The sequence below is a fragment of the Salinispora oceanensis genome, assembly GCF_000383575.1.
Classification (GTDB): domain Bacteria; phylum Actinomycetota; class Actinomycetes; order Mycobacteriales; family Micromonosporaceae; genus Micromonospora; species Micromonospora oceanensis.
Genome location: NZ_KB911579.1, coordinates 4,981,348 through 4,994,343 on the forward strand (window position 1 = coordinate 4,981,348; position 12,996 = coordinate 4,994,343).

11 protein-coding genes are annotated in these 12,996 nt (G+C 69.8%); 3 read left to right on the forward strand and 8 right to left on the reverse strand.

What is annotated here, in order from left to right:
• Nucleotides 1-109: 109 nt before the first annotated feature.
• From SALPAC4_RS0122880 to SALPAC4_RS0122910, 7 genes are all read right to left on the reverse strand, one after another.
• Entirely contained in the window at nt 110-1,360 is a 1,251-nt protein-coding gene (locus SALPAC4_RS0122880) for a D-alanyl-D-alanine carboxypeptidase family protein (RefSeq protein ID WP_027645021.1), read from the reverse strand.
• A gap of 85 nt (nt 1,361-1,445) precedes the next feature.
• Nucleotides 1,446-1,706, reverse strand: coding sequence for a hypothetical protein (locus SALPAC4_RS0122885; protein WP_018730448.1), 261 nt, complete (start codon nt 1,704-1,706; stop codon nt 1,446-1,448).
• Nucleotides 1,707-1,774: 68 nt separating this feature from the next.
• A complete protein-coding gene (locus tag SALPAC4_RS0122890) occupies nt 1,775-3,142 on the reverse strand; it encodes an aminotransferase-like domain-containing protein (RefSeq protein WP_019872352.1) in 1,368 nt (455 codons plus the stop codon).
• Nucleotides 3,091-4,188: an alpha-hydroxy acid oxidase gene (locus SALPAC4_RS0122895; RefSeq protein WP_019872353.1), complete on the reverse strand. Its 1,098-nt coding sequence runs from the start codon at nt 4,186-4,188 to the stop codon at nt 3,091-3,093. The genes SALPAC4_RS0122890 and SALPAC4_RS0122895 overlap by 52 nt, the downstream gene beginning before the upstream one ends.
• The gene (locus SALPAC4_RS0122900) at nt 4,181-5,122 is read right to left on the reverse strand and encodes an alpha/beta hydrolase (RefSeq protein WP_019872354.1); all 942 of its coding nucleotides are present in this window, start codon (nt 5,120-5,122) and stop codon (nt 4,181-4,183) included. The genes SALPAC4_RS0122895 and SALPAC4_RS0122900 overlap by 8 nt, the downstream gene beginning before the upstream one ends.
• A 30-nt stretch (nt 5,123-5,152) precedes the next feature.
• On the reverse strand, nt 5,153-6,379 hold the full coding sequence (locus SALPAC4_RS0122905) for a cytochrome P450 (protein WP_019872355.1): 1,227 nt from the start codon (nt 6,377-6,379) through the stop codon (nt 5,153-5,155).
• A 59-nt stretch (nt 6,380-6,438) separates the two neighbouring features.
• Complete coding sequence (locus SALPAC4_RS0122910) at nt 6,439-7,710, reverse strand: SGNH/GDSL hydrolase family protein (protein ID WP_018730453.1); 1,272 nt, start codon at nt 7,708-7,710, stop codon at nt 6,439-6,441.
• Nucleotides 7,711-8,014: 304 nt separating this feature from the next.
• Between SALPAC4_RS0122910 and SALPAC4_RS0122915 the strand changes: the two genes are divergently transcribed.
• Genes SALPAC4_RS0122915 through SALPAC4_RS0122925 form a run of 3 tightly spaced genes read left to right on the forward strand, consistent with a single transcriptional unit; the run spans nt 8,015 to nt 11,549 of the window.
• Complete coding sequence (locus tag SALPAC4_RS0122915) at nt 8,015-9,580, forward strand: class I adenylate-forming enzyme family protein (protein WP_019872356.1); 1,566 nt, start codon at nt 8,015-8,017, stop codon at nt 9,578-9,580.
• Nucleotides 9,577-10,812: an MFS transporter gene (locus tag SALPAC4_RS0122920; RefSeq protein WP_019872357.1), complete on the forward strand. Its 1,236-nt coding sequence runs from the start codon at nt 9,577-9,579 to the stop codon at nt 10,810-10,812. The genes SALPAC4_RS0122915 and SALPAC4_RS0122920 overlap by 4 nt, the downstream gene beginning before the upstream one ends.
• A 32-nt stretch (nt 10,813-10,844) precedes the next feature.
• The gene (locus SALPAC4_RS0122925) at nt 10,845-11,549 is read left to right on the forward strand and encodes an SGNH/GDSL hydrolase family protein (protein ID WP_019872358.1); all 705 of its coding nucleotides are present in this window, start codon (nt 10,845-10,847) and stop codon (nt 11,547-11,549) included.
• 75 nt (nt 11,550-11,624) lie between these two features.
• On the opposite strand, the gene SALPAC4_RS0122930 is transcribed toward SALPAC4_RS0122925, so the two are convergent.
• A complete protein-coding gene (locus tag SALPAC4_RS0122930; protein ID WP_020113556.1) occupies nt 11,625-12,992 on the reverse strand; it encodes an ATP-grasp domain-containing protein in 1,368 nt (455 codons plus the stop codon).
• Nucleotides 12,993-12,996: the final 4 nt, after the last annotated feature.

Here is a 12,996-nt window from a genome sequence, read left to right on the forward strand (position 1 = left end):
GTCCGGATCGTCGGCAGACGGCAAGGCCCCCGACGACGTGTCGCCCGAAAGGATACGAGCCCCCGGCGCGGGCCGGGGCGGCGACGCCCCGGCCGTGCGTCGGGCCTGTTCAGGCCCGCCGCCGCCCCCGCCCCCGACGACGCCGCCCCGGCCCGCGCCGGGGTCGACGGGCCAGGCGCACGAACAGTACCGCCAGCCCACCCACCCCGATCACGGCCGCGACCAGCAGCGGCCCGGGGCCGGTCAGCCCGTCCGGGAGCGAATCCTCAGCGGCGGCCCGAGTGTCGGCGGCCGCAGGCGGGGCGGACGGCGAGGCGATCAGCTCACCCGGCTCGACGAGGTGACCGACCGACGCGTCCCGAGGCAGCGCGAAGCCCCAGTCGAGCAGAGTGGCACCCTGCTCCCAGCCACGCAACGGCCGCGCCTCGGCGCCCAGCAACGTGACCACCAGGCGTCGTCCATCACGCTCGGCCGCGCCGACGTACGTGTGCCGGGCCAACATGGTGAAGCCGGTCTTGCCACCGAGGGCCCCCGGATAGTGGTCGATGAGAGAGTTCCCGTTCTGGATCTGGAAACCCTTCCTGCCGAGCGCCTCCTGGTCGGGGATCTGGTGGGTTTCGGTCAGCGCGTACCGCTGGAAGGCCGGCTCGGCGAAACAGGCCCGGGCGATCAACGCGAGATCGTAGGCACTCGTGAACTGACCCTCCCCGTCCAACCCGGACGGTGTGACCGCGTGCGTCTGCCGAGCTCCCAGCTGCTCGGCGAACTCGTTCATCGCCCGGATGCCCCCAGCCCGACCCTCGGCACCGCCGCCGAGGCGGGCGAGGACATTCGCCGCGTCGTTGCCGGATTGCAGCAGCAGGCCAAGCCAGAGCGTCTCCACCGGATACTGCCCGCCGACGAGCAGGCCCACCGCCGACGAGCCGGGCTCGATGTCCAGATCCTCCTTCGTCACCGTGACCACCTGCTCCGGGTCGAGGTCCGGCAGTAGGGCGGCGGTCAGCAGCAACTTCTGCACACTCGCCGGGGTGGCGTACTCGTGCGGGCCACACGCACCCAGCACCTCGCCGGTGTCAAGATCCGCAACCAGCCACGAGGTCGCGGTCACCTCCGGCGGCTGGGCGCCATCAGCCGGGACCACCAGGCCGGGGGTGGCCAACGCCTCCCCGCCGACCACCTGGTCCGCAGCCACCGCCGGCGGCGGGGAAGGCCGGGGCGGCCGGGACGGCGTTGACGCCGGCACGCTGGCCTGCGGGCATGGCACCACCGTCGGCGAGGGTGCGGCGACGGTGGGCGATGCGGGCACCACGACGGGGAGCAGCAGGACGCTTGAGGCAGCGGCCAGTAGCCGATTTCTCACGTCCGGGATCCTAGCTAATAAAGATCAGCAAACCGGGCACAGGCACCACGACCGCGATCGGAAAGCACGCCGCCCGTGCCCGGCCTCAGGTCAGGGGCCGCTTGAGGTGATAGCGGTGCACCTCGGTGCTGCCCTGGACGTTGTTCACGTCCTCGGCCGCGGCGACCAGCTCCCACCCCTCGCGCCCGACCCGGTTGAGGTGGGCGATCGCGGTGTCGCCATAACTGGTGACATCTCGGCGGGATCCGTCTGGGCCATACCAGACGAAGCTGACGTGAAAGTTGCGGCCCTGCCCTTGGTAGCGGCGGACCAGCAGTGCGTATTCCCAAGCGACCATGGACTCCATTATGAGTGTCCATCGAGGACCACACATCAGGGGGTGGTCACCCTTTGCCATGCCGCAAACGCGAAGAGTCAGAACACCCCTGGTCCCGGGTCCCGCCGCGTCACCTCCGCCGCGACGAGCGCGGCGAGCCGACCCAACCCGCGGTCGATATCGTCCCGGGTGACCGCGCTGACCGACAACCGCAGCGCGTGCACCGGCACACCGTCGCCGTAGAAGTGCGCCATCGGGGTCCACAGCACCCCGTGCTCCCGGGCGGAGCGGTGCAGCAGCGCATCGTCCACCGGAAACGGCACGGTGACCACCACGAAGAACCCACCAGCGGGCACCGTCCACCGTACCGACGAGCCGGCCGGGAACCAACGAGCCAAGCCATCAACCAGGTAACGCAGGTTCTCGGCGTAGACGGCGCGCTGTCGGACCGTTGCCGCGACCAGGCTGCAATCGTGGGCGAGCAGCACACCGCCGACCACCGCCTGGGCCACCGGCGAGGTGTTCACCGAGACCATGCTCTTGACCTTGGCCAGCTGGTCGGCGAGGAGGCCCGGCGCACCGTCGGCGTCCCCCACCGACTGGTCGGCCACCACGTAGCCAACCCGTGCGCCGGGCAGCACCGTTTTCGCGAACGATCCCAGGTATACCACCTGACGATTGGTGTCCAAGGCCTTCAACGTGGGCAGCCGCCGACTCTGCGTGGCCGGGAAAAGTCCGTACGGGTTGTCCTCGATCAGGAGCAACTCCTCCTCGGCGGCCAGGTCCAGCAGCGCCCGCCGGCCGGCCAACGAAATGCTGGTGCCCGACGGATTGGCAAAGTCCGGCATCAGATAGCAGGCGCGCGGACGCAGCCCCTCCGCCCGGGCCCGATGCACCTGGCCGCGCAGGTCCGCCAGGTCCACCCCGGAGTCCGTCGTCGCCACCGGGCGGACCGGAAAGTCCAGCAGCCGTGCTGCTCCGGTAAGCCCCACATAGGTCGGCGCCGCCGCGAGCAGGACATCCCGGGGACCGGCGCGTAGCGCCCGCAGCACCAGGAACATCGCCTCCTGGCACCCGACGGTCACCACGATCGCCTCCGGGTCGACCGTCATCCCCTCGTCCACGGCGAGGTTCCGGGCGACCAGGTGATGCACGATCCCCTTGGTCCGCCCGTACTGGAACAGGGTGCGATGCACCTGCACCGGGTCCTGGCCGAGGTCATCGACCAGGTGCTGCCGAAAGATGTCCAGGTACCGGTGCAGTGCCGAGAACTCGAAAAACTCCTCGTACGGCCGGCCAGCGGCGAGTGACACCGCGTCCGGGTAGTCCTGCGCCACCTCGTTCAGGAAGTTCATCGAGTTCAGAGCCGGATCGTCTAGCGCCGGATGCAGGTCGGCCAAGTGCAGTTCCACGATCACTGCACCGTCGTCGTCCGCAGTCGCCGGGCCGCCGCCACGTCGGTGCACCCCGCCAACGTGAGCGCGTCCCGAAGCTCCTCAGCCAGCAGCGACAGGGCGGTCTCGGCCCCGGCCCGGCCACCGGCCGCCAGCGCCCAGAGCAGCGGGCGGCCCAGCAGGACGCCCCGCGCACCGAGGGCGAGGGCCCGCAACACGTCCACTCCGCCCCGAACACCGCTGTCCAGGAACACCTCGGCACGGTCGCCCACGGCGTCAACGACCGCGGGCAGCGCGGTCGCGGTGGCCGGTGCGCCGTCGAGCTGGCGCCCCCCGTGGTTGGAGACCACCACCGCGTCCGCTCCGGCCGTCACCGCGCGAGCGGCGTCACGCGGATCGAGCACCCCTTTGACGACCAGCGGGACCGCGGTCCGCTCCCGCAGCCACTCCACGTCGTCCCAGCTCACGGCCGGCGCGAAGACCGCGCCGGTGTGTGCGGCCACCGCGGATACACCCGGGGTCGCCGCGTGGGCGAGGCTGTCCCGGCCGGTGGGTAGGTTCGCGGCGATCACCTCCGGTGGAATGACGAACGAGTTACGCAGGTCCCGCAGCCGACGGCCGAGAATTGGCACATCCACGGTGAGCACCAGCGCGGTGCAGCCCGCCGCTTCGGCCCGGTCCAGCAGGTCGGCGACGAGCCCCCGGTCCCGCAGCCAGTAGAGCTGGAACCAGACGTCGCCGCCGGCACGCGCGACCTCCTCGATCGGAATGCTGCCAAGCGTGCTGGCCACATACGGGATGCCGGCCGCGCCGGCCGCCGCGGCAAGGGCAACCTCCCCGTCGGGGTGCAGCAGCCGCTGATATGCCATCGGCGCGACCGCCACCGGCAGCGCATGGACGGCTCCCAACAGCCGGGCGTCGGTCGGCGGCGTTGACGTACCGCACAACACTCGGGGCAGCACGCCGGTCTGGTCCAGGGCCCGTCGATTCGCCGCCAGCGTCGTCTCGGCGCCGCTGCCACCGGCCACGAAGTCCCACACCTCCGGCGGTAGTACCGCGCGGGCGAGGTCGGCGAAGTCGGCCAGCGCCACCGGCGGCCCGCCGGGCAGCTCAGCCATCGTCGGCCGGCGTCCGACGGAGGCGGCGGCGCAGGAAGGTCGCCGCCGCTGCCTGAGCCTCCCGCCCGGCATCGAAGACGCCGGGCATGGTGAAGAAGCCGTGGACCATGCCCGCGTACCGGGTGAGGACGGTCTGCACGCCAGCGACGCGAAGCCGGTCGGCGTACCGTTCGCCCTCGGCACAGAGCGGGTCGTGCTCGGCGGTCACCACGAACGCCGGCGGCAGACCGGTGAGGTCGTCGGCGAGTAGCGGCGACGCGAGTGGGTGTTGGGCGTCGGTCGGGTCGGCCAGGTAGTGGGACCGGTACCAGGCGACCGAGCGGCGGTTGAACAGCAGCGGATCCTCGCCACCGGGCGGCTCGATCGTCTGGTCGGTGTTCGGGTAGACCAACAACTGCGCTACCAGCCGGGGACCGTCCTTCTGAGCCAGCAGCGTGACCGCGGCGGCCAAGTTGCCACCGGCGCTGTCCCCGCCCACCGCGAGCCGCTCCGGGTCTGCGTCGAACTCCGCTGGATGCGCCGCGATGTGGCGCAGAGCAGCGTGGCAGTCGTGCACGGCCGCCGGGAACGGGTGCTCGGGGGCCAGCCGATAGCCGACAGTGATCACCTGGCAGGGCACCGCATTGGCCAGTCGCCGACAGACCCCGTCCGCGGTATCGATGCTGCCCAGCGTCCACCCACCGCCGAAGAAGTAGAGCAGTGTCGGCAGTGGCCCCGGCCCCGCGGGGCGGTACACCCGGACCGGGAGGTCACCGGCCGGTCCGGGGAGGCACGCGTCGCGTACCTCGTGGACCGGCTCGACCGGGCCGGAGCCAGCCCGGATCGCAGCGAGGTCGGCCGCGCGGGCCTCGGTGAGGGTCTGCGTGTACAGCGGCGGCGTACCGGCCGCCGCGCGGCCCGCCCGGTACGCCTCAGCCTCAGGATGCAGGCCCACGCCACCACCCCGTGCCGATTGGTCGCTCACTCACGGATGCTCCCTTCCCCCCGGGCTGACCGAGAGTTTGTCGATTCCACGTAGGAAGAGGCTGCCGCTGTAAACCGGCTGCTCTAGGATTCGCAGCCGCGGGAAACGGGACAGCAGCCGGGGTAGCGCCAGCCGGCCCTCCAGCCGGGAGACGGCGGCGCCGAGGCAGTAGTGCAGGCCGAGGCCGAACGCCAGCGAAGGCGGACCCGACCGCCGCGGGTCGAACCGGTCCGGGTCTGGGAAGTGGGCCGGATCCCGGTTAGCGGCGGCGATCAGCAACAGAACGTTCTGGCCCTGGGGGATCGATACCCCGCCGAGCACCGTGTCCCGCGGCGCGGCGCGGGCCAACAGGTGCACCGGCGTCTGCAGCCGCAGGATCTCGTCGACAGCACCAGCGGCCAGTTCTGGGCTGCTGGTCAGCGCAGCCGCCACCTCCGGATGCGCCAGCAGCACCGGCAAGCCGTTGCTGAGCAGGTAGACGGTGGTAACGAAGCTGGCGTTGAAGAGCACGATCAGGTTGCTGATTAACTCATCCTCGGTCAGCTCGACACCGCCCGCGTCAACCGCCTCCACCAGCCCGCTGATCAGGTCTTCGCCCGGCGTCCGGCGGCGATGTGCGAGTAGTTCCCGGTAGAAGAATCGCAGTTCGGCCCCGGCGGCGTTCGCCGCTGCCAGCCGCTCTGGTGTCTTGCCGGCCACGTCCAGGAACGCGTCAACCCGGTCCACCCGCTCCCGGTACCAGGCCAGCTCGGTCGCGGGAATACCGATGAACTCGGCCATCACCCGGGCTGGCAGTGGGTACGCGAACTCGGCGACGAAGTCCACCTCACCCGGCCCGGCGTCGGCCATCCGGTCCAGTAGTTCGTCGGTCACCCGGTTGATCACCGGTTCCAGGGCACCGAGTCGACGCGGCGTGAAGGTGCCGGCGAACACGTGCCGCATCCGGCCATGATCGGGAGGATTGATGAACATCATCGATGACTGAAGGATCCGGAGGATCTCCTGGTCCCTCCAGCCCGGCGGCGGCTGCTTGAACCACTCCGGGTCCCGCAGCACCGCAGCGACCAGGTCATAGCCGACCGCCACCGCGGCGACCCGCTGCCGCTCCGGCCGCGGCTCCAGCGCGGCGATCGCCGCCTTCGCGTGGAGGTCGGCGTAGACGGGATAGGGATCCTGCCGGCCCTGTGCACTGTAGAGACGGGCTAGTAGCCCCTCGATGTCCGGCACGGCACCTCCCTACGATACGGCGGTTCGGGCGGCGGAATTCGCCGCCGCCCGAACCAAGGTCACAGACCGAGCAGGCGCAAGGAGACGGCGCCGGCCATCGCCTGGTTGCCGGCGTCGTTCGGGTGAATGTGATCCCCCGAGTCGTACGCCGGCAACAGCCGGCTGGGCTGTGCCGGGTCACGCAGCACCCGATCGAAGTCAATGACCCCGTCGAACTCCTTACTGGTGCGCAGATACTCGTTCACCGCCTGCCGGGTGGCCTCCTTCTCCGGCGTCCACACACCCGGCTCGCCGTGCCCCTCGTACGGCGTCAACGTGCCCACCAGGCTCCGCAGGCCACGTGCCTTGACCTGCTGGTTGATCTGCCGGAGCGAGGTAATGATCGCCTCGGCGGAGTCGTCGGACATCCAGATGTCGTTGATACCCAGGTGGGTAACCACGGCTCGAGCGCCGTTCTGGGCGAAGATGTCCTCGTCGAGCCGGGCGAGCGCGTTCGGCCCCAACTCGTTGTAGCCGGGGAATCCGCCTGCTCCCGGCTCCGCACCCTCGTGGTTGAGGCGGTTCCCGGCGAGACTCATGTTGAGCACGGCCGGGGTCCGGGAGTCCGGACGGGCATCGATGAACCGGTCGGCCAACAGATCCGGCCAGCGCTTGTTGGCGTTGAGCGTGCTGCCGTTGCCGTCGGCGATCGAGTCACCGAAAACCACCACTGAGCCGGGACTCTTGCGGCGCTGCACATCGACGCCGGACAGAAAGAACCAACAGCAGTCCGCAAGCCTCGAGAGGCCGGCACCGGTATCCGAGGTCAGGTCCTCATCACCGATGAAGCTCGTCTGGCGGGAGGTGCCGTGGAAGGTCACCGGCCCGGTCAGGACCGGGTAGTAGACCGTAACCACCAGGTCCTGCTGGTCACCGACCGGGAAGTCGATCGGGTCGCTGATCAACTCGGCGCCCTGGTTCATCGTCGCCGAGGTCGCCCCAGAGAAGGTCAGCTCTCGCACCGTACTGGGGTCGATGTCGGACAGATCGTCAGGAGTTGTCTCGTCCGGTCGCGCGATTGTCGCCCGACCGACCTGGACGGGCTGCTCGCCGTACATATTGCTGAGCCGGACCCGCAGCACCGAACCACCGACGGTGGTGTGCACGATGTTCCGGATAGTTTGGTCCTCAAGGCCCCTGTTGGTCAGGCCGCCCGAATTGCCCCGGGCCACCGCGGTCGCCCAACTCGCGGCCCAGGTGTTCTTGCCATGCCTTGCCACCTCGGCTGACGAATCTGCGTTCGCCACCACGCTGGGGGTGGCGACCATCAGCAGCGCGGCAGCGGCCGCCACAAAATGCCATTTTTTCGGGGTCGACATTGAACCTCCATTGTTGGCAGCCCAGCGTCCGTCCCGGCCACTGCCGGCGTTCAACTGGGCGTGCTGCGGAACGTATCCGTCGCCGCGTGGAGGCGTCAATCAACCTGACCGGCGTGATCAAGTGTCCTGCCGGCCTGGTCGAAGGCCCCCTTCGGCTCGTGTTTCGTTTCCGTTGCCTCCCCTAGGCTCAGAACTGGTGGCGCGGTCGCTCGTGGCCCGCACCGTGCCCCGGGCACCTATCCCCGGGCACATCGCTGCCGTGAATGGGGGCGTCCGGATGGCCGACCGACCGCAGCCGAGCTACGTGCACCAGGCATTGGCGCTTTTCGCCGAATTCGGGGACCGCCTGGCAATCGTTAACGGTGCACAACGGCTGACCTATACCGACATACACGCCCAGATATGCGGATTCACCACGACACTGCTCCGCCACGGAGTCCGACCCGGCGCCGCGGTGCTGTTGTCGCTCGGAAATCCAGTGGAAGGCCCACTGCTACAGCTCGCGTTACACCTAATTGGCTGCCGTACGATGTGGATCGCTCCGGTGACCTCGCACCGGGAGATCAAGGAATTTGTCGCACTCGCCCAGCCCGACGCGCTGCTCTACGATGCCCGCGACCCGGCCAACGTCGGTGCGGAACTGGCCGCGGGGCTGGGTGACCGACCGGTGCTTCGCCTCGGCGTAGACCTGGTCCCCGCACCAGCCGCCGCCGACCTGCCCATCCAGGTGCCGGCAGCGGAGTCTCTCCTGCAGACCTCCGGCACCACCGGCACCCCGAAACTGGTGCGGCACCAGGAGAGCTTCTACACCCAGGTCCTCGCGCTGGCCGCCGGCTTCCGCACCGCCGGGTTGCCGCTGCTGCGACACCTCTCCTACTCCCCCATGTGGCTGGCCAGTGGCCAGATCACCACCTTGTTCAATCTCTTCACCGGCGGGGTGCTGTTTCCCCGCGAGGGCTGGGACGCGGTGGAGTTCATTCAGACCGTGCCGGCCGAGCAGATCACCTCCACCTTCCTGACCCCGCCGATGCTCTACGAGGTGCTCGATCACCCCACCCTGCCCGGTGCCGACTTCACCTCGATGTTCATGTTCAACGTGGGCGCCGGTCCCGCCGCACCCGCCCGGCTCCGCCAGGCGATCACTCGATTCGGTCCGGTGCTACGCATCGTGTACGGGCTCAGTGAGGCGGTGGTGGTCACCGCGCAACCGGGCCTGACCGAGGACCCGGCACACCCGGAGCGCCTGTACTCCTGCGGGGAGCCGTACGGCGACGTACGAATCGAGATCCGCGGCCCAGACGGGGATGTCCTGCCACCTGATGTGGATGGTGAGGTGTGGGTACAGACCGCACTCCGCTTCGCCGGCTACCACGGCAACCCGGACCTGACGGCAGACACCCTGGTGGATGGTTGGGTACGCACCCGAGATGTCGGCCACCTCGACGTGGATGGCTACCTGTACCTGGTTGACCGGTTGCAGGACCGGATCCTCACCCGCCGGCGTAGTTGGCCGATCTACTCCCGGCCGATCGAGGACGCGCTGGCGGGGCATCCCGACGTCCGGGCGGCGGCGGTGATCGGAGTACCCGACGAGGTGGCCGGCGAACTGCCGTGGGCTTACGTGGTGCCGAGGCCCGGTGCGGCGGTGACCGCCGCGGAGCTGATCGACGTGGTGACCGCCGCGCTCAGCGACACCTGGGCGCCCGGCGGGGTGGAGTTCGTCGCCGCACTACCCCTGAACCGCGCCAACAAGGTCGACAAACGGGTCCTCCGGGCGCGGCACGCGGCCAGCCACCCGTCGGCCGTCGAGCACCCGGAGGCGTCGATCGGCCGTCGCGCGTGACCCCACGGCGAGAACTGGTCGCGCTCGTCGGCGCCGACCTGCTCTCCAACCTCGGTAGCCGAATCTCGATCCTCGCCATTCCCTGGCTGGTGCTGGAGACGACCGGCAGCCCGGCGAAGATGGGGCTGGTCGCTGCCGCCGAGACCCTGCCCTACCTACTCTCCAGCGGCCTCGGCCCTCCGCTGGCCGACCGGATCGGCCTTCGCCGCACCGCTATCCTCGCCGATCTGGGTAGCGCCGCGCTGATGGTGGCGGTGGCACTCACCCCGTGGCTCGGCTTCGGCGCGCTGCTGATCCTGGTGGCCCTGGTGGGAACGCTGCGCGGAGTCGGCGACCGGGTCAAGCACGTGATGTTCCGCCCGGCCGCGTTAGCCGCCGGGGTCCGGCTGATCCGGCTCACCTCGGTCTACGACGGGCTGTCCCGGCTGACGACCCTACTCGGGGCGAGCGTTGGTGGCCTGCTCATCTGGTGGCTCGGAGCCACCCTGGCGATTCTCGTTGACGCGGCGACCTTCGCGGTCTGCGCGCTACTGGTTTCCACCCTGGTGCGTCGCAGCACCGGTAGGCCGGCCAGTTCGACGCCGGAACCCTATGCACGGGCACTCGCCGGCGGCCTCCGGTATCTCCGGCAGGACCGGATGGTGCTCACCATGCTGCTGGTGATCTCCGCACTGAACATGGTGGTGAATGCGAGTATCGCGGTCTACATCCCACTCTGGGTGGCTGACGTGTTGGGAAGCCCGGCCGGGTTGGGGCTGGTGCTCGGCGCCTTCGCCGCCGGATCCCTGCTCGGAAACGTGCTGTTCACCAGCTTCGGCTCGCGGCTCCGCCGGGACCTGACCTTCGCGGTTGGCGCCGCGGTCAGTGGCCCACCCCGGCTGCTGGTCCTGGCCCTCAGCGACAACCTCACGGTCGTGGTCGTGGTGACCTTCGTTTCTGGGGTCGGCATCGCCGTGGTCAACCCGCTGCTCGGAGTCGCGCTCTACGAACGTCCCCCGGCCGAGCTCCAGGCCCGGGTGATCGGGCTGGCCGGCGCGCTTGCCTTCGCCGGCCTACCCCTGGGTGCCCTGCTCGGTGGCGCGTCCGTCACCACCCTCGGCCTCCAGTCCGCGCTGCTGATCGCGGCCCTGTTCATCTTCACCGCCACCGCTGTTCCCCTCGCCGCTGTCCTGCGCCGGATCCGGACAACACCGTTGGTCGACTCCTCCGACCAAGGACGGATCTCCGCTTAGCACCCCGGTGTCTCCTGCGCTAACGTCCGTACATGGCAGCGACGCAGAGCGAAGCCACCGACCCTTACTGCCTATCGGCGCAGGAGAGCCACGCCCTGCTCCAGGGGCATCCGTGGCGACGCTTCGTGGTGCTGGGCGACAGCGTCGCGGAAGGACTCTGTGAGCCGGAAGACGGCTACCCGGATGTGCAGTTGGGCGACCGGATCGCCGCCGAGCTGCGCACCCGGGCGCCGGAATTCGCCTACCGCAATCTTGGGTTGCGCGGGCTGCGGGCGTACCAGGTCCGGGCCAGCCAACTCGGTCCGGCACTGGAGTTCGAACCGGATCTCGCCCTGGTCGTCTGTGGCGGCAACGACGCGTTTCGGCCCAGCTACGACGCCGCCGCGGTGGACGCCGAGCTCGCCCAGATGGTCGAGGCACTACAGCACGCCGGGGCGACGGTCATCACGGTGGGGATGTTCGACGTCTCGCACAGCCCCGCCGTACCGAAGGCGCTCCGCGCCGGCCTCGGTCTACGCCTGCGCCGACTGGCCGAACACACCCGGGCGGTGGCCCACCGACTCGACACGGTCCACGTACACCTGACCGACCATCCGTTGACCGCCGACCCCTCCATCTACAGCAGCGACGGCCGCCACGGAAGTGCCCGCAGCGACGCCGTCGCCGCGGCGGAGACGCTCCGTCGCCTCGCCCACCATCTCGGTGCGACGGGCACTGACCGGAGCAGTCTCCGCTGACGGGTGGCCAAGGCTGGCCGGTGGTCAGCCTTGGCGGGGCCGACTCCCGGTGAGAGTCCCGCACGACCCGGGGGGTCAGGAGGGCGGCGGGTCCGTCACCAGCAGGCCGGAGATGAGCACGCCGCGGGCCAAGTTGAGCACTCCCTGGCTGCCGGGGAAGCCGATGCGAACACAGGCGCCCGCCGGTTTACGGCCGAAGAGATACGGGGCGATGCTGTACGGCACCTCCGCCGTGACCAGGTCCCCGCTTTCCAAGTGCACGAACTCCACCGGCACGTCGTCAGCGCGCACATAGCGTTGCAGAATGAACCCGCCCTGCTGGGCGAACCGGCCCACCGCCTCCCGCCAGGCGTCCGCTTCGGTTTCCCGGCCGATCAGCACGTTCACCCCGGCGGATCCACCGGATGGCTTGACTACCAGGTCATGCCGGTCCGCCACCGCCTGCTCGACCAGGTCCGGAGTGAACAGCCAGGTCTGCGGCACATACCGGTGAATCAGCTCCCGGTCGACCACCGGCAACGTATCAGCGTCTGCCCAGAGCCAGGCGAGCACCTGCTTGTTCCCAAGCAGCCACGCTGCCGCCGACACCCACATCGGGACGGTTCCCGCCCGCACCGCCGCTTCCAGGGCCTCTACCCCGGCGCTGGGCGTGACCCGGTTCGGCACGAAGAGCCGGAACAGCCCGTCAACCGGGCCGCCCCGGACGACCAGCCGCCCCTCGGTGTCCTGGGTAGCCTCCCCAACCGGTGCGACGACCAGGTCCAGGCCGGCGACGGCGGCGCGGTCAACCACGGGTGCCAACTTCCGGTAGAAGCGCTCCGGGTTCTCCAGCCCCGGATACTCGGCGTCAAAGTCGATCAACAGTGCGAGCCGCGCCCCGGCCGCCAAGCCAAGACCGTCCCGAATCGCGGCAAACCGCATGTCCACCGCCGACGGCGCCGGTTCCATCCGGACCCGATCAAGGCCACGGCGCCGATAGAGATCAACGAAACGGCGCACCGTCGTGTCCGCGTCGAGTACCCCACCGAGGCTACTGTCGATGTTGTACTCCACTACCCGCGGCACCCCGTCGCTCAACAACACATCCGGGCGGAAACCGGCGAGCAACGCCTCCGTGAGGGGCTCGGACTCGTCAAGCAACCGGTTCTGCCCCGCCGGCATCCCGAGCAGGTGACGCAGCTCCCCCGCCGTCCTGGCCCGCCGCCGACACGCTTCGAAGATCAGCTGGGCGAGCCGGTCACAGACGGAGTTGAGCACCCGCAGCGAGACCCGGTCCATCACCGGTGGTCGGGCCAGCCGCCACTGCTGGTTGTACGAAGCCCGGCCATCAAAGACCTCGCGCCAGGACTCCACCCCGGCAGAGACCAGGTCGGAGCGGAGGTCAGCGGGCAGGTCCAACCAGGCCTGCGCGGTGGACGGCCAACGGTAGTCAACATCGGTCATGTGG

Excerpts from the sequence above, each read along its gene's own strand:
- SALPAC4_RS0122885 (WP_018730448.1), bottom strand. The coding sequence starts at position 1,706 with ATGGAGTCCATGGTCGCTTGGGAATACGCACTGCTGGTCCGCCGCTAC.
- SALPAC4_RS0122895 (WP_019872353.1), bottom strand. The coding sequence starts at position 4,188 with ATGGCTGAGCTGCCCGGCGGGCCGCCGGTGGCGCTGGCCGACTTCGCC.
- SALPAC4_RS0122915 (WP_019872356.1), top strand. The coding sequence starts at position 8,015 with ATGGCCGACCGACCGCAGCCGAGCTACGTGCACCAGGCATTGGCGCTT.
- SALPAC4_RS0122925 (WP_019872358.1), top strand. The coding sequence starts at position 10,845 with ATGGCAGCGACGCAGAGCGAAGCCACCGACCCTTACTGCCTATCGGCG.
- SALPAC4_RS0122930 (WP_020113556.1), bottom strand. The coding sequence starts at position 12,992 with ATGACCGATGTTGACTACCGTTGGCCGTCCACCGCGCAGGCCTGGTTG.